The sequence below is a fragment of the Halomonas nitroreducens genome (genome assembly GCF_003966155.1).
In the GTDB taxonomy this organism is placed as follows: domain Bacteria; phylum Pseudomonadota; class Gammaproteobacteria; order Pseudomonadales; family Halomonadaceae; genus Halomonas; species Halomonas nitroreducens.
Window position 1 is genome coordinate 199,852 of record NZ_RXNS01000004.1, and the last position, 23,104, is coordinate 222,955.

Sequence of the window (23,104 nt, forward strand, 5' to 3'; positions counted from 1 at the left end):
GGGTCTGGCGTTTGTGTCCCCCGACACGGACAATAGCGACGTCCCACCCGAGGAGTCACCGATGGCCGAGAGCCTCTATCCCCAGGACACCATCGCCGCCCTGGCCACCCCGCCGGGGCGCGGTGGCGTGGGCATCATCCGCGTCTCCGGCCCCGCCTGCCGGACGATCGCCGGCAGCCTGCTGGGCCACTGCCCCGAACCCCGCCGGGCCCTGTACGGCCCTTTCCGGGGGGAGACGGCCATGATCGACGAGGGGATCGCCCTCTTCTTCGCGGACCCCCACTCCTTCACCGGCGAGGACGTCCTCGAGCTGCAGGGCCACGGCGGACCGGTGATCATGGACCTGCTGCTGGAGCGCTGCCTGCAGCTTGGCGCCCGGCTGGCCCGCCCCGGCGAATTCTCGGAGCGGGCCTTCCTCAACGACAAGCTCGACCTGGCTCAGGCCGAGGCCATTGCCGACCTCATCGAGGCCAGTTCCCGCGGCGCCGCCGAGAACGCCCTGCGTTCGCTGCAGGGCGAGTTCTCGCACCGGGTGGAGGGGCTGGTGCAGCAACTGATCGAGCTGCGCATGTACGTGGAGGCCGCCATCGACTTTCCCGAGGAGGAGATCGACTTCCTTGCCGACGGCCGGGTCGGGGACACGCTCAGCGGGATCCAGGCGGAGCTTGCCGAGGTGCGGGCGGCCGCCGGCCAGGGCGCGCTGATGCGCGAGGGCATGAACGTGGTCATCGCCGGGCGCCCGAATGCCGGCAAGTCGAGCCTGCTCAACGCCCTCACCGAGCAGGACACCGCCATCGTCACCGATATCGAGGGCACCACCCGGGACGTGCTGCGCGAACACATTCACCTGGATGGCATGCCCCTGCACGTGATCGATACCGCCGGGCTGCGGGACACGCCGGACGCGGTGGAGAAGATCGGGGTGGCCCGCGCCTGGACGGAGATCGAGACGGCCGACCGGGTGCTGCTGATGGTGGATGCCGCCACCACGGATGCCATCGATCCCATGGCCATCTGGCCGGAGTTCGTCGAGCGGCTGGCCGATCCCTCGCGACTGACGCTGGTCCGCAACAAGATCGATACCAGCCGCGAGACGCCGGGACTCGACTTGTCCACAGCCACTCCGGTGCTGCGCCTGTCGGCGAAGACCGGCGCGGGTGTGGATAACCTCAAGGAGCACCTCAAGGCGGTGATGGGATTCTCGGCCACCACCGAGGGCCGCTTCTCGGCGCGTCGGCGGCATCTGGAGGCCCTCGACCGCGCCGAGCGGGCCCTCGGCAATGGGGCGGACCAGCTCTCCGGCTACGGGGCCGGGGAGCTTCTCGCCGAGGACCTGCGGGACGCCCAGCAGGCCCTCGGCGAGATCACCGGGGAGTTCAGCGCCGATGACCTGCTGGGCGAGATCTTCGGCAGCTTCTGTATCGGCAAGTAGCGCGATATCTTTGTCCTGGTGCCCCAGCCGTCGGCGCCGAGGCGCCGTCTCAACCGATGGCTGCCGGGCGGGATCCTCGGCCGCCTCGCATTGGGAAGTCAGCGCCCTGCCCTACTCCGGGACCCACCAGTCTCCCCGATGCCGACAGGCATCGCCCAGCAGGGGCGTGAGGGCTGCCATGGTGTCTGCCAGGCGCGCCTCCAGCCCCCAGGGGGGATTGACCACCAGCATGCCACTGCCGTACATGCCATGCCCCTCGCCGGGCCCGCCCAGGGTCAGTTCACTCCGCCAGACCTTGCGCAGCCCGTGATCACGCAGTCCGTCGAGCAGCGCCTGATGCCGCCCCGCCGGCAGTAGTGGGTACCACACCAGGACCTGGGCATGCCGCGACTTGCGCATGGTCTTGAGCACGGTCTCGGCGACCTCGCTGTACTCCGCCTTGCGCTCATAGCTGGGATCGATCAGCACGCACAGCCGAGGGGTCGACACCGGCAGCCCCTGCAGCAGGCCCGCCAGGCCATCGCCATGGACCCGTCGCACATTGGCGGGCAGCGCCTGCTCGGCCAGATGGCCATGCTCCCCGGGATGCAGCTCGAACAGCCGCAGCCGGTCCTGGGCGCGCAGCCCCTGGCTCAGCCACCAGGGAGAGCCAGGGTAGTGGTCGAGGGCTCTCCCGCGCTGGACCCTGGCCAGGGCCGCCAACCAGTTTTCCAGCAGGGGCTCGCCGGCGAGGCGCTGGCGCGCCTGCCACAGCCGGCCGACACCATCCCGATGCTCCTGCAGCTTGCTGGCCTCCCCGGAGGCGAGGGGATAGAGCCCGCGACCGGCATGGGTATCAATATACGTAACAGCGGATTCTTTACGTAATAGATGCTCGACGACCGCATACAGCACCAGGTGCTTGTGAACGTCGGCGAAGTTACCCGCATGATAGGCGTGCTGGTAGGAAAGCATGGCTCTCACATCAGTGATTGGGCAAGGAAAAGGCCCGCCACCGGCAAGGTGACGGGCCCGGATGGCGCCTGAGCGCGGATCAGCGCTGGGCGATGGGGCTCAGGGTGATCTCCACGCGACGATTCTGGGCGCGTCCCGCTTCGGTAGCGTTGCTGGCCACCGGCTGGTTCTCGCCATAGCCGCTCATGTAGAGGCGACTGGACGCAACGCCGCTCTGGGTCAGGTAGTTGCCCACGGCCTGGGCACGGCGCTCGGAGAGCTGCTGGTTGTAGGCGGCCTCGCCGGTGCTGTCGGTGTGGCCGGCGATATTGACCCGCGTCTCCGGGTACTGGGTCAGCACCGAGGAGACATCGTTGAGGGCATTGCGGGCCGTCATGGTCAGCTCACTGGAATCGAAGCCGAAGGTCACGCTGCTGGGCATGTTGAGCACGATGTCGTCGCCGCGGCGTTCGACCCCGATGCCGGTGCCCTGCATGTCCTGGCGGAGCTGCTCTTCCTGCTTGTCCATGTAGGCGCCGATGCCACCGCCCGCGGCGGCACCCACGGCGGCGCCGATCAGGGCACGGTCGCGACGACTGGTGCTGCCATCCCCGCTGAGGGCCCCGGCGGCGGCCCCGACCACCGCGCCGATGGCGGCGCCGGTGCCGGTCTTGCTGCGCTGGGTCTGACCGGAATAGGGGTCGGTGGTGGTACACCCCACCAGCAAGGCCGCGGCGGCAAGCGGCGCAATCAGGCGAAAGCTTCTGGTCATGGTGTCGTCGACTCCTTGTTTGACGATTGGCGTCCTGCACTAGCCCGATGTGTCGATCGAGGCCAGCAACTCGTTCAAGAATAATAGACCTTGGGGGGAGGCTTGTAGCCTCCCGGCATCTTCCACGAGAAGTCCTTTTTTGCGGGCGGCGGCGAGGCGGTCGAGCAGCAGCGCCGCAGGGCGTCCGGTCGTGTCCTGCCAGTCGGACAGCGGCACCCCATCGGTCAGGCGCAGCGCATTCATGGCGAATTCCAGCGGCAGTTCCTCGGCGTCGATCCCCTCACGACCCGCCACGAAGCCCCGCGGATCGTGCAGTCGCCGCAGGTAGGCATCGGGTTGGCGGGTCTTCCAGCGCCGTTCGATGGCGTGCCCCCCCAGCCCGGGCACGCTCAGCTTGCCATGCGCTCCGGCGCCGATGCCCAGATAGTCGCCGAAGCGCCAGTAGTTCAGGTTATGGCGCGCCCGGCGACCGGCGAGTGCATAGGCGGAGATCTCGTAGCGCGTAAAGCCGGCGACCTGTAGTCGCTCATGGCCGCGGTCCTGAATGTCCCACAGCACTTCCTCCCGGGGTAATGCAGGCGGATGGGAATGAAACTCGGTGTTGGGCTCGAGTGTCAGCTGGTACCAGGAGAGATGCTCAGGGCCGAGCGCCAGTGCCCGCTCAAGGTCATCCAGGGCCAGGGCAGGGGTCTGGCCAGGCAGGCCATGCATCAGGTCGACATTGAGATTCTCGAAGCCGGCCTCGCGGGCTTCCTCGACCGCCGCCACGGCATCCCGGCCGGAGTGGATACGCCCCAGGGCGGACAGCTGGTGATCCTGGAAGCTCTGCACGCCCAGCGACAGGCGGTTGATGCCGGCCTGTCGATAGCCCGCGAAACGGCCACGTTCGAGGGTGCCGGGATTGGCCTCGAGGGTGATCTCGATATCGGCGGCCAGCGGCAGTCGCTCGGCGACGGCATCCAGCAAGTCACGGTAGAAGGCCGCTGACATCAGGCTCGGCGTGCCTCCCCCGATGAAGACGCTGACCAGCTCCCGCCCCCCCGCCAGCGGCAGGTCGGCATCCAGGTCGGCAATCAGCGCTGCCAGGTACTCCGCCTCAGGAAGCTCGGCCCCACGCCCTACACCATGGGAGTTGAAATCACAGTAGGGGCACTTGCGCACGCACCAGGGCACGTGCACGTAGAGCGCGAGCGGTGGCAGTGCCGCGACCCTCATGCCAGCGATCCGGCAGACAACGAGTCAAGGAGAGCTCGCAGGGCACGCCCGCGATGGCTTAGCCGGTTCTTTTCCTCGGCGGGCAGTTCGGCCGCGGTCATCTGCAGATCGCGGATCCAGAACAAGGGGTCATAACCAAAGCCTTGCGTCCCCCTGGGCACAGGCAGGATCTCACCCTCCCAGCTGCGTTGGACGATCAGCGGCACCGGATCCTCGGCATGGCGAAGCAACACCAGCACACACCAGTAGCGAGCGGTGCGCTTCTGGTCAGGCACCTCGGCCAGGGCCTCCAACAAGCGGCGATTGTTTCGTCCATCGTCACGCGGCTCACCGGCGAAACGCGCCGAATGGATACCGGGTTGGCCCTGCAGGGCATCCACGGCCAGTCCCGAATCGTCGGCCAGGGCTGGCAGTCCACTGACGCGGGTCGCCTCGCGGGCCTTGAGCAGGGCGTTCTCGACGAAGGTCAGCCCCGTTTCCTCGACCTCGCAAACGGCGAAGTCGGACTGGGGCCGTACGTCGACGCCAAGGGGGGCGAGCAGCTGATGGAATTCGCGTAGCTTGCCGGCATTACCACTCGCCAGCACCAATCTCGTCATCATGGCGGCACCTTGGTTGGTATGTCTCGAAGCAATTCTACGCGAGCCAGCCCCTCGGGAGGAGGAAAGGCAAGGAGGTAACACGAAATAGAATCATTCTATTGCTCGAAGTCGAGCATCAATCCCTTCAGGAGGCATTATCCAAGGCGGCATGGTTTGTCTAATACCCTAGAAGCAGATATCTGGTCGAGAAGGGCCTAACAACTATATAACCAACTGATTTTATGAATATAAAAGGATCATGAGCGTCGGAAAGAACTAAGCAAGGAACGTCATATAACGAAAAGTTAGTTACATGTTTTTACATTGCGTCCGACACTCATAACTGGCAGACGACATTGCCCAAAGATTTCATCAGGCGAGGTGATGGTTATCGTCACAGATGCTGAGGTTACACCATGGTCCACGAAAAACGTCAAATACTGCTGGTGACCGAGTCCAACCCGCAGTCACAGCTCTTCACCGACTACTTGCATCAACAGCTCGAGTGCCCGGTGGGGGTCGTGGTCCCAGGTACTGCCTGGAAGCCCAGGGAGAACAATGGGGATGTCCTCGTACTCCTTGATGCGGACCACATGGATGAGGCCTCCATGCAGGCATGGCAGACCCATCGAGCGGAACACCCCAATATTTCCCTGGCCGCCTTCAACCTACGGGATGAGGACCATGCGGTCGAGACCCTCTCCGGGATGCACCTTCAGGGCATCTTCTATCGCAGTGATCCGCTACCGCTTATCTGCAAGGGTCTGTCCACGCTGTTGGATGGTCAGCTATGGATGTCACGGCACCTGATGGCACGCATGCTCGAATTCTATCGCCGTCATCAGATCAATGCCTATCGTCCGGCCTGTGGCTTGACACAGCGGGAGCTGGAGATCATCGGCCTGCTCGGGTCCGGCGCATCCAATATGGAAATCGCCGATCGCCTCTTCGTCAGTGAGCATACCGTCAAGTCTCACCTCTATAACATCTTCAAGAAGATAGAGGTCCATAATCGCCTGCAGGCCGTTAACTGGGCAAGGCAAAACCTGGGAACGCCTCCTCCGCTGACCGAACGACGACCCAATTGCAAGTCATGAAAAAACATTAGAAAAAACCATAATAGCCTCGATTAGCGAGCTGCTATTTTGGTATTTATCGCGCTCGGAGCTGTGTTTTTCTTTACTTGACGAAATGTCAAAGGACCAGTAATGAAGACACTAAAAAGCATAATGATCATAGGGGAAGGGGATAACAAGGATCATATTATCAATCAGTTATCGACCATGGGATGGACAGTGTCTCATGTCGGCTGTGTTAAGCAAGCATTTAAGAAAGCCAGGATTAACCCTCCCTTGGTCGGCCTGATTTTCATTGAATCAAGTCACTCTATTCTATCCAGTGAAATCCAAAACTTGATCAATGAGAGCTCGACACGATGGACAGCCATTGTCGACAAGCAACTATTATCTGATAAGAAGATCTGCCAGGTCATCGGCCAGCTCTTCTGTGCGTATCATACGCTGCCGATCGACCCAAAAAAACTTCACTTCACCCTGGAGACCCTCCTGGAAATTGCACAACTTACAGTGTCACCAAGTTGCCAAAGTGAAGCGGACCCAATGGAGTACAAGATGGTGGGCAACAGTCCCATCATGAAGGCTCTCTTCAAGACAATACACAAGGTAGCTGTCGTTGATGCCCCGGTTTTTATCCAGGGCGAGTCCGGAACCGGAAAGGAGCTGACGGCGCGAGCCATCCATGAGGAATCGCGTCGAGCCGACAATCCTTTCAATGCCGTTAACTGTGGGGCCCTGCCCAGCAACCTGATCCAGTCGGAGCTCTTCGGCCATGAGAAGGGGGCTTTCACTGGTGCGAGTCAACGCAAGATCGGCATCATCGAGAATACTCAGGGTGGAACGCTTTTCCTCGATGAGGTCGGAGACTTGCCTCTGGAACTGCAAGTCAATCTACTACGTTTTCTGGAAAACCATACCATTCAACGTGTCGGTGGCCTGAAGGAAATCGAGGTCGACGTTCGAGTCCTCGCCGCAACCCATGTAGACCTGGAGAATGCCGTTGAGGAAGGCAGTTTTCGAGAAGACTTATATCATCGCCTCAATGTCCTTCAGGTCAGAGTGCCGGCACTGAGATTACGCGGAGATGACATCGAGATTCTTGCCCAGCACTTCTTCAATAAGTTTGCCAATGAAAAGTCCCTTCAGGTAACAGGCTTCAACAAGGAGAGCCTGGCCCTGATGCGTCTCTATGAGTGGCCGGGGAATATTCGCGAGCTCATTAACCGGGTACGGCGCGCCATGGTCATGTGCGATCATCACTTGATCCGCCCCGCCGACCTCGGGCTGGAGAGGCGCCACTGCGCCTCACGCCATGCGGAGAGTCTTGAAGAAGCCCGCGACATCGCCGAACGCGGTGTCGTGCAGGCCGCACTGGCTCGCAACAGCTTCAACATCCAGCACGCCGCCCGAGAACTTGGCATATCTCGAGTGACCCTCTATCGTTTGATGGAGAAACACAAGATCACTCGAGCGAGCGAGGCTCCAAGCCAGAAGGGGGGGCTTGTTGAGGATGGAACATCCAGGGATCTTACCAATGTACTTCACTTTTCCTCCATCAAGAAAGGCCCTTCCTAGAATCAGGAGGAGCACATCGTGTCAGCAGCAGAGTATTTCTCGACGATATTCGCTCGGCGAGACCGCTAGCCTGAAGTGAAGGCGCTTCTGTGCCCCGCCCCTGAAATGACATCGCCAACTCGATCCTGGCTCCTCGAAGGACTACCCTAGACAATCACAGAGTGAGAAACAGCGCAGAATGGCAGGAGTAGTGGTCATAACCTAAAAATCTTATGTTAATTCAAGGAAATAGGGAACACGTCATGACGTTCGAACTCAAGAGGCTCGCCCTCGCCTGCAGTCTGGCCCCTCTGGCAATCTCAGGCCATGCCGCCGCCCAATCGTCGGGAGAAGACACTATCCAGCCCGTCGGGCAGCGTCCACCGCCCTCACAGGAAGCCCCCGAGGTTCAGGCCATCCCGGATATTGGCGGCGTCCTGACGCCCAAGGGGCGCCTCGTGCTTGAACCCGAATTCCAGTATTCCCATGCCAGCGTCAACCGCTTGACCTTCCGTGGCGTGGAGATCCTCAGTACCCTGCAAGTCGGGGTGTTGGCGGCCGAGGATGTGGATCGTGACACCTACACCACGGCACTCACCGGCCGGCTAGGGGTTACGGACCGCCTAGAACTGGAACTCAGACTGCCCTACCTGTACCGGGATGACACGGCCAACTTTTCCATCGAGGATCCCGACCAGTTCGAACTCGACAGGAGCCAGAGTGGGGATGGGCTAGGGGATGTCGAGTTCGCCGCTCACTACCAGATCAACAGTGGTCGAAATGGTGTCCCCTACTTCGTGGGTAACCTGCGCTACAAATCGACGACCGGTGACGGTCCTTTCGACGTCAGCCGCGACAGCAACGGCATCGAAGAGGAGCTGCCCACCGGTTCCGGCTTTCATTCCATCGAGCCCAGCCTAACCGTCCTGGTTCCATCGGCGCCCGCCGTCTACTTTGCCAACCTCGGCTACCTGTTCAACCTGGAGGACGATGTCAACGAGCAGATCGGTGATGTCCGAGTCGAGGAGGTCGATCCCGGTGATGCCGTGCGCATGAGCTTTGGCATGTCCTACTCGATCAACCCCAGGTCGTCCTTCACCCTGGGCTACAAGAATGACTTCATCGACGAGACGGATACGACCTTCACCGACCCCGATACTGGCGCACAGTCGACGCAGAGTTCACGCAGCCTGAATGTCGGTGCCATGCTGCTGGGCTGGTCCTATCAGTTCAACCAGAGCTCGGTGCTGAACCTGGGCCTGGAACTGGGCGTTACCGAGGATGCGCCCGATACCACCCTTACCCTTCGCGCGCCTATCGGTCTCAACGTCTATTAGGCATGCTCCCCTCAGAGAAAAGGCTGCCAGACCGGCAGCCTTTTCTCGTTACCGCGGCGCCCCTAACAGGGAGTTCAGGATCAGGGCTCTCTGTCGCTGCAATCGCAGCTCGCCCGCGTTCAGGATATGCACGCTGACATCGATATTATTACGAATGCTCTGCCCGCTGGCCGTGGTCGACAGGGTACTGACAATAGCGTTCTGGGTAATGCTGTGCAGGGCAGCCGTGGCACCTCCCATGCCGTCATCGAGCACCACACCACTGTAACCACCAAGGCCGGCCAGGTTCAGCTGGCCGGTGATATCGGCGACACTGACGCCCGTTTCGGGCCCCACCTGGGTCAAGGTCTCGGCGCCTCCTCCCGCGACATCGAGCCGACGGGAGATGATATCCGTGCCTGCCTGGCTGAAGGCCAACTGGGTCTCGTAGCGAACCCTGTCATTGATCAGGGTGGTCAGCCTGGCGCCGAAGTTCACCTCCAGCCCCGCGAGGCTGAACCCCCCGCGCAAACTGTCCAGGGCCGTCGTCGGGATCACCTCGCCCCGGTAATAGATGTCATGTGTGGCACCCGACAACAAGCCCGGCCCCGACACCGGGGCGGATGTCAGCGCCAGGCTGGAGGTGCTTGCCAGCACGCTCCCCACCAGCAATGACGTAGCCAGGATACGCCCCTTGCGCCCTGACTCGCCGATCTTGATCTTGCTTTTCATGGCCGGTAACTCCCCTGAGTGGTATTACCTACCGATTTCATTCATTCCCGGCAGCGTCAGCATGTAGGATCCTACGCTGGAGCGCTGCAACCCGTTTTCCAGTGGTGAGGCCGGGCGAACTCGCCAGTCACGTTCACTATTGAAGTGTTCACGCGCCAGCTCGACTTCCGCTCTCACCCCCAACACCTTGTTGCTCCACAGGGTCTCGAACAGCTCCCTCGGCACCACCACGGTGCCGGCCGCCGGATCCCCCACCAGCACGTTGTCCCGATCGACCCCCTTGACGACCACGAAGTGCTTGTAGCCCCCCGTATTGATAAGGGTGATGGCCGGCACCCCGATGCGGATGAAATCATCGAGGGTAATCTCGAAGCCATCGGCATTCAGGCCCTGGGCATCCAGATAACGCTTCATGTCCAGCATGGAAAAGCCGTAGGTCTGGATCTGTTCCCTGTCCCCCTCGCGGATCATCGCCTCAAAGACGTCCACCTCACTTGTCGGTCGGTCATAGTGATAGGTCATCAAGGTGGCGACGGCTGCGGAGCCGCAGCTGAAGTCATACTCCTGGCGCACCACGCCTTCCCAGCTGATTTCCGACAGGCTCTTGGCCTCGACCTGAAAGGTACCGAACGGGTTGGAGATGACGACGGTGCCGGCCTGTACGGACATGACGAAGCCTCCCGCCATCATCCAGACCACAAGCAGGGAGGCACGCCATAGAAACTTGATCATGTTTACCGCCTCGGGATGTCTGTCCCATTCCTCGACCGGGTAGCGCATCAGCGACTACACTCCCAATGCCATGCCTCAGGGACTGGATACGTACACGCTGATACCGATGGCATTGTTGATGGCATTGGCATTGCCCGTCACGTTGTTGAAGATTCCCGTGCCGCTATAGTGTCCCATCGAGTCCTGTTCGAAGGTGATCGGGCCCGTCATCATGTCGCCATTGACGACGGTGAAGCTCGACCCGGCGGCCACGGCCTCCATGTCCTGAACGCTCTGGACATTGACCTGGTCAAGTTGCACGTTGACGCCGTCTCGCCCCCTTGCCTGCGCCATCTCCCCGGGCGCCATGCGCTGGAGGGTATCGAAACCGCTTTGCTGAAGTTCTTCGGCGAGACTGGCTCCCGCCCATGTCATCGCCAGGATCGTGGCCGAGCCCAACAGCGCGACCCGCCCCTTGACCCGCAACCACCTCGACATCTTCATCACCTTGCCTCCGCTGATCTCCACCGAGCAGTGAAGGAACCGGCGGAGACGTGCTCCGCCAGTTCCAGGCTTGGCAACCATCAGTCCCTTACAGGACTCGTGCCATCAGTTGCCGATGTTGACACCGCTGTGAGCGGCGATGCTGGTGCCGGACAGCTGCGAGTTGTAGAAGCCGGTGGAGTTGTTGATGTTGGAAACTCCACCGTAGACGCCGCCTGCGGCGACCGAGACACTGGCCGCGCCGGTCCTCAGGATGGCTGCACCACCGGCACCACCGGCACCACCGTCGCCGCCGGCGCCGCCAGCGGCAAAGGCGTTACCGCCGCGGCCGAGGCCGCCGCCGCCGCCGCCGCCATAGCCGTCGCCGCCGTCACCGGCCACTGCTTGGGCCCAGCCGCTACCGCTGCCGTCGCCGCCGGTCCCGGAGCCTGCACCGGTCCCGCTACCGGTCCCGCTGCCGGCGCCCCCTGTACCGGCCGTGGCACTCGCTCCGGCGCTGGACCCGGCACCGGCATCCTGGTTGCCGCCACCGAAGAGCCCGCCGCCGGCGTCATCGTTGTCGGCATCTGCGTCGCTACCGGCACCACTGCCGGCATTGGCACCGCCACCCACGCCGATGCCAGCCCCCAGACCTAGACCGGTTCCGGTACCGTCGCCACCTTCACCGTTACCCGCGCCCAGGGCGCCGGCACCGCCGCCGTCGCCGCCATAACCGTTGCCGCCGTCACCGCCGACACCGAGCCCGACGCTGACCGCGAGCGCACCACCACCGGCGGCACCATCGGCGCCACGGGCACCATCACCGCCATAGACGTTGATCGGCGCGCCGCTGACATTCGAGCGCATCTTCTGCAGCGAAATCACGCTGATGGAGGTGTTGTAGGACTCGCTCATGGCCCAGGCATCGCCGCCGCGGCCGGTCATGCCGCCGCCGCCACCGGTGCCCAGACCGGTGCCGGCACCGTTCCCGCCGGTTCCGCCATTGCCGCCATCGGCGAAGCCGTCGTCACCGCCATCACCGCCATCGGCACTGCCCCCGGAGCCCAGGCCCAGCCCGAAGCCGGACCCGCCATCAGCACTGCCGCTGCTGCCACCCACGGCAAGGGCAGCGGAGTCAACGTCCTGGTCGGAGTCGCCCTTGACGACGCCATTCGTGGGGTTGGCCTGGGCGGTGGAAATCGCCATGACCAGGGTCAGCAGGGAAGTCCCCGCGATTACATATGCTTTCATGATCACTCTCCCGTTCGATTCGGCTGGACCATTTTCGTCCGCTGCGAACCGGGCCGATTCGAAGGTCGATAACGGCATCGGTTCTGGTTGCCTGCTCTTGGTCGAGTTCAAAGGTCGACCTTGAGCCCTCGAAGATCCCGCTCGCAGGCAAGCTACCTGGGGCATAATGCGTGCCAGGAATACGTAACCAGCTGACAATATTGGAGAGAGTTCGTGTTCTTGGCTGTGGAACACGGGGCTGGGGAGGGTTTAGAGGGGGGAATCATTCAGGAACTGTTAAGCCCGTGAAACAGAGCATCGGCACCCAACCGCTGGTTGGCTGGATTAACGCTTAAAAATCAATTAATTAACTTGATGATACAGGAAGGAAACAAATTCGTTGCAGAAGTGACACTTCCCACACACTGACATTTTCCATAGCGAAAACAATGGACTGGAGAGTAGTCCTCCAGTTTACGCGGCAACTACGGCTGATCACTTGTTGTTACACCGGATCCCGCCACACGGCGGGAAAGCCTGAAGAGGGGAGACACGAGAGGTCGAGCGGGAGCCACGGGGCCTGGCCCCATGGCAAGTCAGGTCCAGTGGGCATGCTCCTGGATCAGGCCGGCGAGCGTCTCGCCGGCATTGTCCGCCGTGGTATCCAGGTGGATCAGATGCAGGCGTTCATCGCTGGTGAACCCCTCGAATCCGGCTCGCTGGCGGTGGAGAACGGCCAGGCCATCCCGGGCATTGCCGCCCCGGCGGCTGGCGCGCTTGCGGATGCGTTGTTCCAGGGTGGCCTCGTCGGCCTCGAAACTGACCAGCAGGACGGGCAAGCCACGGCTCTCCGCCTGGTGGCGCAAGCGGTTGCGCTGCTCTCGCTTGAGACAGGTGGCATCGATACAGACCGGGAAGCCGGCATCCAGGAGCCGGCCGGCACAGTCGGCCAGACGCCGATAGGTACGTTCGGTGGCCTCATCCGAGAAGATATCCACCGGCGGTTCGCTCTGTGAGGCCTGTGGATAACCCTCATGCAGGCGACGGCGCTCTGCGTCAGAGCAGAGCCGTACCGCCCCCAACTGGCCGACCAGGGTACGGGTGAACCGGCTCTTGCCGCTGCCGGTCACCCCCACCCCGATCACTAGGGGGGGAAAGCGGAACTCGGCATGCTGTTCGGCCAGCGTCAGATAGCGACGGCAGGCCCCCATGGTCTCCGCCAGCAGGGCCGGCTGCTCGTCGTCACCGACGGCCTCCTGCCGGCGCCTCAGGGCCCGCCTGGCACCAGCCAGGGCCTCGATCACCCGGAAGATCGACAGCAGGGGAGGCATACCGTAGTCGCCCGACTCCCGCAGATATTGGTCGAGCGCCCGGCGGGCCAGACGCGTCTCCCCCCGGATCTCGAGTCCCACCAGCAGCGAGGCCAGGTCCCCCCCCGGATCCAGCGCGGTCTGCGCGCCAGGTCCCGCGAGGTCACGGTCGATGGCATTGGCCATCAGCACACGTCCTTCCCCCACCAGGCGACTGTGCGGATGGTCACAGGCCCAGCTGTACGGTAGCCGATGGTCTCCCCGGGACTGCAGCACGGGGGTCAGCCGCTCGAGGCTCTCCTTCAACCAGCGTGACAGACTGGCCAGACGCTGGCGATCCTCGTCACCGACCATCAGCGACTCCAGGGCCTTTATCTCGGCGTCACTGCGCGCCCTGACCGCCGCCAGGGCCGCCGCGGAGTCCCGGTCATGACAGCGATGCTCACGGTGCCAGACGCTCAGGCGCTCGACCACGGCCTCGAGGGAGAAGTCCTCCCCGACGAGGGTGGCATCATGGGGATGTCGCTGATTCATCGCAGTCTCCTCGCTGGGTCGCCGGCGCGGATCACGCCTGGCGCATCGACGCGAAGGCAGCCTCAGCCGCGTCCAGGGTCAGTTGGATGTCCTCGGGCGCATGCGCACTGGACATGAAGCCGGCCTCGAAAGCCGAGGGCGCCATATACACGCCATGATCCAGCATGGCGGCGAAGAACCGGCGGAAGGCACCGCCATCGCAGGCGGTGGCCTGGGCGAAGTTATCCACCCGGCTCTGGCCGGTGAAAAAGAGGCCGAACATGCCCCCCGCCTGCTGGGTCATCATGTCGATACCGGCTGCGTCGGCACGTGTCTGGAGACCATGGCAAAGCGTCTCCACGCGCTGGGCCAGGGCATCGTGGAAACCAGGCTCGCGCAGCTTGGTGAGCAGGGCGATGCCGGCCGCCATGGCCAGCGGATTGCCTGCCAGGGTTCCGGCCTGGTAGACCGGCCCCAGCGGCGAGATGTTCTCCATGATCGCCTGGCGACCGCCGAAGGCCCCGACCGGCATGCCACCGCCGACGATCTTGCCCAGGCAGGTCAGGTCGGGCTCGACGTTGTAGTGCGCCTGGGCCCCGCCCATGGCCACCCGGAAGCCGGTCATCACCTCGTCGAAGATCAGCACGCTGCCGTGCTGGTCACAGACCCGGCGCAGGGTCTCGAGAAAGCCGGGCTGGGGCGGGATGCAGTTCATGTTGCCGGCCACCGGCTCGACGATGATGCAGGCCACCTCGTCGCCGATCTCCTCGAAGCAGGTCTCGACGGCATCCGGATCGTTGTAGGACAGGGTCACGGTATGCTCGGCCAGCGATGCCGGCACGCCCGGGGAACTGGGCTCGCCATGGGTCAGGGCCCCGGAACCGGCCTTGACCAGCAGGGAATCGGAGTGCCCATGGTAGTTACCCTCGAACTTGACGATCTTGTCGCGACCGGTATAGCCGCGGGCCAGGCGGATCGCCGACATGGTGGCCTCGGTCCCGGAATTGACCATGCGCACCATCTCGATGCTGGGGATCATCTCGCAGATCAGGTCGGCCATGGTGGTCTCGATGGCCGTCGGCGTGCCGAATGACAGGCCATTGTCGAGACGCTCGCGCACCGCTCCCAGGACTTCGGGGTCGGCATGGCCGGTAATCATCGGCCCCCAGGACCCGACGTAATCGATGTAGCGCTTGCCCTCCACGTCGAACAGATAGGCACCCTGGGCACGCTCCATGAAAACCGGGGAGCGTTCCAGCCCCTTGAAGGCACGCACCGGCGAATTGACACCGCCGGGGATGTGTCGGCAGGCCCGTTCGAAGAGCTGTGCGGATGTGGTCATGTCAACCCCTTTGCTGTTGAGCGAATATGTCTCGTCGGCCGGAAAGCCCCATGGCACGGCGCTCCGGCCTGTGGATAGTTCTCTGGATAAGCTTGTGGCGACCGGTGATCTGATGGTGAATGTCGCCGAACAGCGTCACTTTGTCCCGTAATCCTCCCGCTGGTCCTATTCTCGATGCAGACGCCCCGGATGGCCAGCCCATGCCTGGCTCCCGTCAGCTCTCAAGGGTCACTGGCAGGCGCCACAGCCGGCGCGGCAGCCGCTGGTCCCGTCCCGGTTGCCAGCCATGGGCCAGGGCCTGCCAGGTGAAGGCCTGTGCCTGCTGGCAGGCACCGACCAGCGACTCCCCCAGAGCCAGGCGAGTGGCCAGGGCCGCCGCCAGGGTGCAGCCGGAGCCATGGAACTGGCCGGGCAGGCGCGGCCAGCTCCACTGGCGGTCGCCATCCGGGGAGTGAAGGGTGTGCACTACCCGATCGGAGGCGGTGCGGGCATCGGGCTCGTCAGTGCCAGTGACCAGCACGCCCTGACAGCCCAGATGCATCAGGCTCACCACGCGCTGGGGCTCGTCCAGGCAATCGGCGTCGGCCAGGCGAGCGAGCTCCTGGCGATTGGGGGTGAGGATATCCACAAGCGGCAGCATGTGCCGGCGGAAAGCCCCCACCAGGTCACCCGTGGACATCTCCTTGCCCCCCCCGGCTCGGAGGACCGGGTCGACTACCACCGGCACCCCCGGACGGCGGGCGATGATCTCCACCACGGCCTCCAGGGTCTCCGGGGCGGCCAGCAAGCCGACCTTGATGGCGGCGATCTCGGTATCCTCCAGGGCGGACGCCATGTCGCGGATGGTATCCGCCGCCACCGGCTGAACGGCCATGACATCACGACAGTTCTGTACCGTCAGGGCGGTAGGGATGGTCAGCGCCCAGCCGCCACAGGCCGCCACGGCCTCGGCATCGGCCACCAGACCGGCGCCGCCGGTAGGATCATGGCCGGCGAGGACCAGTACCATGGGCAGGTGGGGGTTCGTGTCAGGGGAGGGCGACATCAGAACGGCTTCACGACGGCGAGGATGACAATCGCCAGCAGGGCGATCACGGGCAACTCGTTGAAGATGCGGAAGAAACGGTGGCCACGGCTGCAGCGGCCGGAAACGAACTGCTTCAGATAGACCAGGCAGACATGGTGATAGGCGACCAGCAGCACGACAAGGGCGAGCTTGACGTGCATCCAGCCCTGGTCGAGCCAGGCCGGGCTGAGATAGAGCAGGATGCCGCCCAGCACCAGCACGGCGATCATCGACGGCGTCATGATGCCGCGGTAGAGCTTGCGCTCCATGACGGTGAAATAGTCGATGGCCTGCTGCTCCCCTCGGTCACGGGCCATGGCGTGGTAGACGTAGAGCCGGGGCAGGTAGAAGAGGGCGGCAAACCAGGTCACCACGGCCACCAGGTGCAGGGCCTTGATCCAGGGATACATGTCGCTTCCTTAGGCTGGAGGTGTGTCGCTGTAGCGATAGTAACGCTCGATGGCGTCCCGGGTGATGATACCGGAAATCCGCTTCTGCTTCGGTCGATGGCCGTGCTCGACGTAGAGCGCATCCACGGCCTTGTCGTTGAGCCGGGTGAAGGCCTCCGAGAGCGTGGCCTGCAAGTGAATCGGCGCCATGTCCAGTCGCTGGCCGGGGATCTCCAGCAGGTCCAGCTTGCCATCCTTGCCGATCTTGTCGTCGTCATCATGCTCCAGCATCCAGCGGGCCAGATCCGCGGCCTTCAGCGCCAGGGCCGGCTTGTCATCGCTGGAACGCTCGATGACCACCCAGATCGGCTTGGCTTCCAGCAAGGCACTGGCCTGCTCGCGGGTCACCCGCCGTCGGGTGCGCACCAGATCACGCTCCATCACCGCCGGCACCGAGACCCGCGAGAGGGCCTGCATCAGGGGCTGCTGCAGCGGATGCAGCCCATGCCGGGTGACGCTGATAAAGAAGCCATCGCAGCCACACAGCTGACGGGCGGTCAGCCCGGCCACCACCACGGCCAGCATGCCCGGCAGGATCAGGTTGGGATTATGGGTCAGCTCGAGCAGCGCCATCAGCGCGGCCAGCGGTGCCTGGAGCACGGCACCCATCATGGCCGCCATGCCGAGCATGGCATAGACCTCGGGGCCGGCGGCCAGCGACGGCATCAGCTGGGCACCGAGCAGGCCACACAGGGCACCGGCGGCCCCCCCCGCCACCAGGATCGGGCCGATGATGCTGACCGGGATGCCACAAGCCACGGCACCGGCCGTCAGCAGCAGCTTGCCGATGGCCACTGCCAGCAGCACGTCCAGGCTCAGCTCACCGGCCAGGGTCAGGCCCAGGGTGTCGTAGCCCATGCCCTGCACCTGGGGATACCACCAGGCCACCACACCGACCAGGCTGCCGGCCAGGGCGAAGCGTGCTGCCAGGGGCAGGGCGTCGAGCCGCACGCCGGAGCGGGCCAGCCGCACGAAGAGGCCGGCCAGCAGGCCAATGGCCAGGGCGCTGACCACGATCCAGGGCAGGTTGAACAGCGAGCCCAGCGCCACCCCGGTCTCCTGGAAGGGACGCTCGAAGCCGAACACCGCCTGCGCCACCACGGCCCCCATGGTCGAGGCCAGGATCACCGGCATGAACCCGGTGATGGTGTACTCCATCATCACCACTTCCATGGCGAAGATGACCCCGGCAATGGGGGTATTGAAGGAGGCCGAGATGCCCGCGGCAGTGCCGCAGGCCACCAGCACGCGCAGGCTGTTGTGGGGCAGGCGCAGGCGCTGGCCCAGTCCGCTGGACGCCGCCGCGCCGAGATGGATGGCCGGACCCTCGCGCCCCGCGGAGAGCCCGCCCAGCACCGAGATCAGCCCCACCCACCACTGGGTGAGCCAGTTGCGCAGTGGAAAGCGCCCCTGGTGATAGGTCAGGCGGGAAATCACATGGGCCACACCGATCTGGCGGCCGGCGACCGGCTGACGCCACAGCCACAGGCCGATCAATGCCACCGCCAGCAGCGGCAGCAGCGCCCGGGCGGCTGGTGCCAGTCCCTCGAAGGCCTCGGGGTTGCCCCCGGGCAGGAAGACCAGGGCCCCGAGGGCCAGCAGCAGACGGAACACCACCATCAGCCCGCCGGTGATCAGCCCCGACACTACCCCGAGCACGCACAGCTGGGGGAGGGCATCCACGCTGGCCAGCTGGCGACGAAATCGGTCCAGGTTGTAACGGGGTAACGGCAGACGCGGCAAGCTGACCTTCCTGTTCGTCCAGGCGACAAGGCCCCACCCGGCTCTGGGTGGAACACGCCTCTCTTGTGTATCATATCCAGGCACAGAGGTCCCAGCGTCCCACAACGAGGAGTCCATCGTGATCAAGGTCGGAATCGTCGGCGGCACCGGTTACACCGGTGTCGAACTGCTCAGGCTGCTGGCCCGCCACCCCGAGGTGCGCATCGAGGCCATCACCTCGCGCAGCGAGGCCGGCCTCGGCGTCAGCGAGCTCTACCCCAACCTGCGCGGCCACTATGACGAGCTGCGCTTCAGCGAACCGGATCCGGCTCGCCTGGCGGCCTGCGATGCCGTCTTCTTCGCCACCCCCCACGGCGTGGCCCATGCCCTGGCCGGCGAGCTCCTCGAGCGCGGTACCCGGGTGATCGATCTCTCGGCGGACTTCCGCCTGCGCGATGCCGCCGAATGGGAGCGCTGGTACGGCCAGCCCCATGGCGCCCCCGAGCTGCTCGAGGGCGCCGTCTATGGCCTGCCCGAGGTCAACCGCGAGCGTATCCGCCAGGCCCGTCTGATTGCCGTTCCCGGCTGCTATCCCACCGCGGTGCAGCTCGGCCTGCTGCCGCTGCTTGAGGCCGGGCTGATCGATGCCGAGCACGTGATCGCCGACTGCAAGTCCGGCGTCACCGGTGCCGGGCGCGGTGCCAAGGTGCCCTCGCTGCTGGCCGAGGCCAGCGAATCGATGAAGGCCTACGGCGCCTCGGGGCACCGGCACCTGCCCGAGATCCGCCAGGGCCTGGGCGATGCCGCCGGCGGCCGGGTGGGGCTGACCTTCGTGCCCCACCTGACGCCGATGATCCGCGGCATCCATGCCACCCTCTACGGCCGCCTCACCGGCGAGCCGGGCGATCTGCAGGCGCGCTTCGAGCAGCGCTTCGCCGACGAGCCCTTCGTCGACGTGATGCCGGCGGGCAGCCACCCCGAGACGCGCAGCGTCAAGGGCGCCAACGTCTGTCGACTGGCCGTCCATCGCCCCGGCGACGGCGACACCGTGGTGGTCCTCGCGGTGATCGACAACCTGGTCAAGGGGGCCTCCGGCCAGGCCGTGCACAACCTCAACCTGATGTTCGGCCTCGACGAGCACGCCGGCCTCGACGCCCCGGCCATGATGCCCTGAACTTGCTTCATCGCCCTCGGGCTATCGCCGCCAGCTGCGCGTGAGAGGCGCCGGGGACAGGTCGAAAAGGGGGCTTTTGCCCATGGAAGGGTTTACAGCGCCCCCTCGCAGACCTGTCGACGGCGTAGTCTCGAACAACAACATTCACATCGATAGCCATGCCTGCCCCACCAATAGTTGACCCTTTTGCTGGGGGTTGTGGATAATCGTCGTCCTGCAAGACATTCACCGATTCCGGGGAGGTCACCCATGAGCGGTGCCGCAACCTTCGTTCCCACCCCCTTGCTGCTCTCCGACAGCGCCAAGGCGCGACTCCATGCGCTGATCGAGGAGGAGGGCAACCCCCGCCTCAAGCTGCGGGTCTACGTGACCGGCGGCGGCTGCTCGGGCTTCCAGTATGGCTTCGACTTCGCCGAGGATGTGGCCGAGGACGACACCCTGGTCGAGTTCGGCGAGGTGGGCCTGGTGGTCGACCCGCTGTCATACCAGTACCTGGTCGGCTCCACCGTCGACTACGAGGAAGGTCTGGCCGGCGCCCGCTTCCTGATCCAGAACCCCAATGCCACTACTACCTGCGGCTGTGGTGCCTCCTTCATGGTCTGACGCCCACCGTTGAGTCGGCGTGGCTCAGCGCCTTTTGCCGGGACTTGACGCTCTCACGACAACTCGCCATGGTTGATTAGGTACTCCAAAACAAATTCTTCCATGGAGAGTCACATGAAACGTCACCTGAAGGCGGCCTCGCTGGCTTCCTGTCTTGGCCTGACCCTGGGCCTGTCCGCCACCGCCGGCGCCGACAACCATGTGCTCGATGTCGTCACCGACCCGAGCTTCGTGCCCTTCGAGATGATGGACCAGGAAACCGGCGAGATGGTCGGCTTCGACATGGACATCATCGCCGAGCTAGCCGAGCGCGCCGGTTTCGACTACAACCTGCGCACCATGGATTTCAACGGCATCATTCCCGCCGTGCAGACCGGCAACGTCGACATCGCCATTGCCGGCATCACCATCACCGATGAGCGCGCCGAGATCGTCGACTTCTCAGATCCCTACTACGACAGCGGCCTGCGCATCCTGGTCGGCGCCAACGACGACAGCGTCGAGACCGTCGAGGACCTGGAAGGCAAGAAGATCGGCACCAAGATCGGCTCCACCAGCTACGACTACCTGGAAGAGAACCTCGGCGAGTCAGCCGATATCACCCCCTATCCGGGGTCGAGTGACATGTACATGGCGCTGCTCGGCGGCAGCGTCGATGCGGTCTTCTATGATGCGCCGAACGTCGGCTATTTCTCCCAGACCCGTGGCGAGGGCCGCACCAAGGTCGTCGGGCCCCTCTACGAGGGCCAGCAGTACGGCATCGTCTTCGTCCAGGGCAGCGAGTGGGTGGAACCCGTCAACGAGGCTCTGGCGGCCATGAAGGAAGACGGCACCTACGACGAGATCCACGCCAAGTGGTTCGGCAGCCCCAGCGGCGAATGACGCTGACGCTCGCCTGATGACGGGGTCGGGTCCCATGACCCGGCCCCGTCGCGTTGCGACCCCGGCGTCGCGACACCGCTTCTTCATGACGCATCCTGACGGAGATCCCTCGTGGACGTCACTTTCCAATTCGACTGGCAGGCGGCCTTCGCCTCCATTCCGCACCTGCTGACGGGTATTCCCTACACCCTGCTGATCTCCTTCGGCGGGCTGGCCATCGGCTTCATCATCGGCATTATCTTCGGCCTGCTGCGCATCAGCCCGGTCTCCTGGCTGCGCTGGCCGGCCGTGGCCTACATCGAGATCTTCCGTGGTACCCCGGTCCTGGTCCAGGTGTTGTTCATCTTCTATGGCCTGCCGCAGCTGCTCGGCGGTCCCATCAATGCCCTGGTCGCCGGTATCGCGGCGATCGCGGTGAACTCCGGGGCCTATATCTCGGAAATCGTTCGCGGCGGCGTGCAGTCCATCGAACGCGGCCAGCGCGAGGCCGGTTTGTCCCTGGGGCTGTCCCGGCGCCAGACCTTCCGCTATATCATCTGGCCCCAGGCCTTCCGTCGCATGATCCCGCCGCTGGGCAACCAGGGCATCATCAGCATCAAGGACACCTCGCTGTTCTCGGTCATCGGTGTCGGCGAGCTGGTTCGCCAGGGCCAGGTCTACATCGCCACCACCTTCAACGCCCTGGAGGTGTACCTGATGGTCGCCATGCTCTACCTGGTGATCACCCTGTCGCTGTCGGTGGCGCTTCGCTTCCTGGAGCGCAAGGGCCTGGTCGGACAATAAGGAATGCAAGACATGAACCAAGAGACGTCCAAGTCCGGCGGCGAGCCCATCGTGCGCCTGGACAAGGTCAACAAGCACTTCGGCAGTCTGCATGTCCTCAAGGACATCGACCTCGAGGTCACCCCCGGCGAGGTGGTGGTGGTCATCGGCGCCAGTGGCTCGGGCAAGTCCACGCTGATCCGCTGCATCAATGGCCTGGAGGAATTCCAGAAGGGCAGCCTCGAGGTGGATGGCAACCCGCTGCTGCCCCACGGCAAGGCCACCAAGGCCCTGCAGAAGATCCGCACCGAGGTGGGCATGGTGTTTCAGCAGTTCAACCTCTTCCCCCACCTCAGCGTGCTCGACAATGTGACCCTGGCCCCCATGAAGGTCCGCGGCTGGAGCCGGGCCGATGCCACCGAGATCGCCGAGCGACTGCTCGAGCGGGTCGGCATCAGCGACCAGGCCGTCAAGTATCCCGGCCAGCTGTCCGGCGGCCAGCAGCAGCGGGTGGCCCTGGCCCGGGCGCTGGCCATGGAACCCCGGCTGATGCTCTTCGACGAGCCGACCTCGGCACTGGATCCGGAGATGATCGGCGAGGTACTGGATGCCATGCGCGAGCTCGCCAACGAAGGCATGACCATGATGATCGTGACCCACGAGATGGGCTTTGCCCGCGAGGTGGCCGATCGGGTGATCTTCATCCACAAGGGGGAAATTGCCGAGGAGGGCCCTCCCGAGACGATCTTCGATTCACCCCGGGAAGAGCCCACCCGGAACTTCCTGGCCCGGGTATTGAAGCACTGAGGCCGCCCCACGAGTCCTGAATCAAGGCCCTGTCGTACGCGACAGGGCTTTTTTTTGCCTGTGGACAAGAGCTGCGACAGGCCCCGGGCGATTCGCCCACAGCGCCCATGCTGCCGGGCCTGGGGATCAAACGCGGCGGTTGTTCACAGCCACGGTGACAAGCGCGGGAGAGGACGGTGGACAAGCGGTGACTCGTCGCGGCTGTGGGCAACCCCGGCTTTCGTCCACAGCCCCCGAACACCTCCTCCGCAGGTCGCGCGCCGCTTTTCCTTGTTCTGGTCAACAATTCAAGCTGTTGATAAAAAAAGGCTAAACATGCTTATCCACCGAAATTGTCCACACCAATAGTCACTACAACAACAGAACTTCTCTTTCTTATTCTATGTATTTGTCTATCTGTCTTCGGGGAAATCGCACGCGAACTGTCCGGGTGTGGAAA

General features: G+C 64.0%; 22 protein-coding genes. 9 read left to right on the plus strand and 13 right to left on the minus strand.

Translation table 11 applies throughout. The annotated features are described in order from the left end of the window. The first annotated feature begins 61 nt into the window (after positions 1-61). Positions 62-1,432 carry a tRNA uridine-5-carboxymethylaminomethyl(34) synthesis GTPase MnmE gene (gene mnmE, locus EKG36_RS06005; protein WP_126482034.1) on the plus strand — a complete coding sequence of 457 codons (1,371 nt, stop codon included), beginning with the start codon at positions 62-64 and terminating at the stop codon, positions 1,430-1,432. 111 nt (positions 1,433-1,543) lie between these two features. Here mnmE and EKG36_RS06010 read toward each other — a convergent pair whose 3' ends face one another. The 4 genes from EKG36_RS06010 to rdgB all read right to left on the minus strand — a co-directional run bounded on the left by EKG36_RS06010 (position 1,544) and on the right by rdgB (position 4,954). Further along, positions 1,544-2,386 (minus strand): 23S rRNA (adenine(2030)-N(6))-methyltransferase RlmJ, encoded by an 843-nt coding sequence (locus EKG36_RS06010; RefSeq protein ID WP_126482036.1) that lies wholly within the window; start codon positions 2,384-2,386, stop codon positions 1,544-1,546. A 79-nt stretch (positions 2,387-2,465) separates the two neighbouring features. Next, complete coding sequence (locus EKG36_RS06015) at positions 2,466-3,137, minus strand: YiaD family glycine zipper/OmpA-like lipoprotein (RefSeq protein ID WP_126482038.1); 672 nt, start codon at positions 3,135-3,137, stop codon at positions 2,466-2,468. Between the two features lie 39 nt (positions 3,138-3,176). After that, positions 3,177-4,352 (minus strand): radical SAM family heme chaperone HemW, encoded by a 1,176-nt coding sequence (gene hemW / locus EKG36_RS06020; protein ID WP_126482040.1) that lies wholly within the window; start codon positions 4,350-4,352, stop codon positions 3,177-3,179. Continuing rightward, complete coding sequence (rdgB, locus tag EKG36_RS06025) at positions 4,349-4,954, minus strand: RdgB/HAM1 family non-canonical purine NTP pyrophosphatase (RefSeq protein ID WP_126482042.1); 606 nt, start codon at positions 4,952-4,954, stop codon at positions 4,349-4,351. Before rdgB ends, hemW begins: the two co-directional genes overlap by 4 nt. 395 nt (positions 4,955-5,349) lie before the next feature. Between rdgB and EKG36_RS06030 the strand changes: the two genes are divergently transcribed. The 3 genes from EKG36_RS06030 to EKG36_RS06040 all read left to right on the plus strand — a co-directional run bounded on the left by EKG36_RS06030 (position 5,350) and on the right by EKG36_RS06040 (position 8,900). Further along, positions 5,350-6,030 carry a LuxR C-terminal-related transcriptional regulator gene (locus tag EKG36_RS06030; protein ID WP_126482044.1) on the plus strand — a complete coding sequence of 227 codons (681 nt, stop codon included), beginning with the start codon at positions 5,350-5,352 and terminating at the stop codon, positions 6,028-6,030. A gap of 111 nt (positions 6,031-6,141) precedes the next feature. Beyond that, a complete protein-coding gene (locus EKG36_RS06035; RefSeq protein ID WP_126482046.1) occupies positions 6,142-7,584 on the plus strand; it encodes a sigma-54 dependent transcriptional regulator in 1,443 nt (480 codons plus the stop codon). Positions 7,585-7,826: 242 nt separating this feature from the next. Then, positions 7,827-8,900, plus strand: a complete 1,074-nt coding sequence (locus tag EKG36_RS06040; RefSeq protein WP_126482048.1) for a transporter — start codon at positions 7,827-7,829, stop codon at positions 8,898-8,900. A 48-nt stretch (positions 8,901-8,948) separates the two neighbouring features. On the opposite strand, the gene EKG36_RS06045 is transcribed toward EKG36_RS06040, so the two are convergent. The 9 genes from EKG36_RS06045 to EKG36_RS06085 form a co-directional block, all read right to left on the minus strand. After that, a complete protein-coding gene (locus EKG36_RS06045; protein ID WP_126482059.1) occupies positions 8,949-9,611 on the minus strand; it encodes a hypothetical protein in 663 nt (220 codons plus the stop codon). Positions 9,612-9,635: 24 nt separating this feature from the next. Next, complete coding sequence (locus tag EKG36_RS06050; RefSeq protein WP_246007445.1) at positions 9,636-10,391, minus strand: C39 family peptidase; 756 nt, start codon at positions 10,389-10,391, stop codon at positions 9,636-9,638. Between the two features lie 27 nt (positions 10,392-10,418). Then, positions 10,419-10,826: a hypothetical protein gene (locus EKG36_RS06055; protein WP_148113484.1), complete on the minus strand. Its 408-nt coding sequence runs from the start codon at positions 10,824-10,826 to the stop codon at positions 10,419-10,421. Between the two features lie 105 nt (positions 10,827-10,931). Beyond that, positions 10,932-12,056, minus strand: coding sequence for a hypothetical protein (locus EKG36_RS20445; protein ID WP_185827489.1), 1,125 nt, complete (start codon positions 12,054-12,056; stop codon positions 10,932-10,934). 575 nt (positions 12,057-12,631) lie between these two features. Then, the gene (locus EKG36_RS06065; protein ID WP_126482064.1) at positions 12,632-13,879 is read right to left on the minus strand and encodes a P-loop nucleotide/nucleoside kinase family protein; all 1,248 of its coding nucleotides are present in this window, start codon (positions 13,877-13,879) and stop codon (positions 12,632-12,634) included. A gap of 31 nt (positions 13,880-13,910) precedes the next feature. Further along, positions 13,911-15,200: a glutamate-1-semialdehyde 2,1-aminomutase gene (gene hemL, locus EKG36_RS06070; RefSeq protein ID WP_126482066.1), complete on the minus strand. Its 1,290-nt coding sequence runs from the start codon at positions 15,198-15,200 to the stop codon at positions 13,911-13,913. 214 nt (positions 15,201-15,414) lie between these two features. Then, positions 15,415-16,245: a bifunctional hydroxymethylpyrimidine kinase/phosphomethylpyrimidine kinase gene (thiD, locus tag EKG36_RS06075; protein ID WP_126482068.1), complete on the minus strand. Its 831-nt coding sequence runs from the start codon at positions 16,243-16,245 to the stop codon at positions 15,415-15,417. Next, positions 16,245-16,676 (minus strand): protoporphyrinogen oxidase HemJ, encoded by a 432-nt coding sequence (gene hemJ / locus EKG36_RS06080; protein WP_126482070.1) that lies wholly within the window; start codon positions 16,674-16,676, stop codon positions 16,245-16,247. The genes thiD and hemJ overlap by 1 nt, the downstream gene beginning before the upstream one ends. Positions 16,677-16,685: 9 nt before the next feature. Then, positions 16,686-18,458 (minus strand): chloride channel protein, encoded by a 1,773-nt coding sequence (locus EKG36_RS06085; protein ID WP_126482072.1) that lies wholly within the window; start codon positions 18,456-18,458, stop codon positions 16,686-16,688. 118 nt (positions 18,459-18,576) lie between these two features. On the opposite strand from EKG36_RS06085, the gene argC reads away from it, so the two are divergent. From argC to EKG36_RS06110, 5 genes are all read left to right on the plus strand, one after another. Further along, positions 18,577-19,611, plus strand: a complete 1,035-nt coding sequence (argC, locus tag EKG36_RS06090; protein WP_126482074.1) for an N-acetyl-gamma-glutamyl-phosphate reductase — start codon at positions 18,577-18,579, stop codon at positions 19,609-19,611. Positions 19,612-19,860: 249 nt separating this feature from the next. Next, positions 19,861-20,214 (plus strand): iron-sulfur cluster insertion protein ErpA, encoded by a 354-nt coding sequence (erpA, locus tag EKG36_RS06095; RefSeq protein ID WP_126482076.1) that lies wholly within the window; start codon positions 19,861-19,863, stop codon positions 20,212-20,214. 114 nt (positions 20,215-20,328) lie between these two features. Beyond that, the gene (locus tag EKG36_RS06100) at positions 20,329-21,096 is read left to right on the plus strand and encodes a transporter substrate-binding domain-containing protein (protein WP_126482078.1); all 768 of its coding nucleotides are present in this window, start codon (positions 20,329-20,331) and stop codon (positions 21,094-21,096) included. A gap of 111 nt (positions 21,097-21,207) precedes the next feature. Next, positions 21,208-21,879: an amino acid ABC transporter permease gene (locus tag EKG36_RS06105; RefSeq protein ID WP_126482080.1), complete on the plus strand. Its 672-nt coding sequence runs from the start codon at positions 21,208-21,210 to the stop codon at positions 21,877-21,879. A gap of 12 nt (positions 21,880-21,891) precedes the next feature. Further along, on the plus strand, positions 21,892-22,665 hold the full coding sequence (locus EKG36_RS06110) for an amino acid ABC transporter ATP-binding protein (protein WP_126482082.1): 774 nt from the start codon (positions 21,892-21,894) through the stop codon (positions 22,663-22,665). Positions 22,666-23,104: the final 439 nt, after the last annotated feature.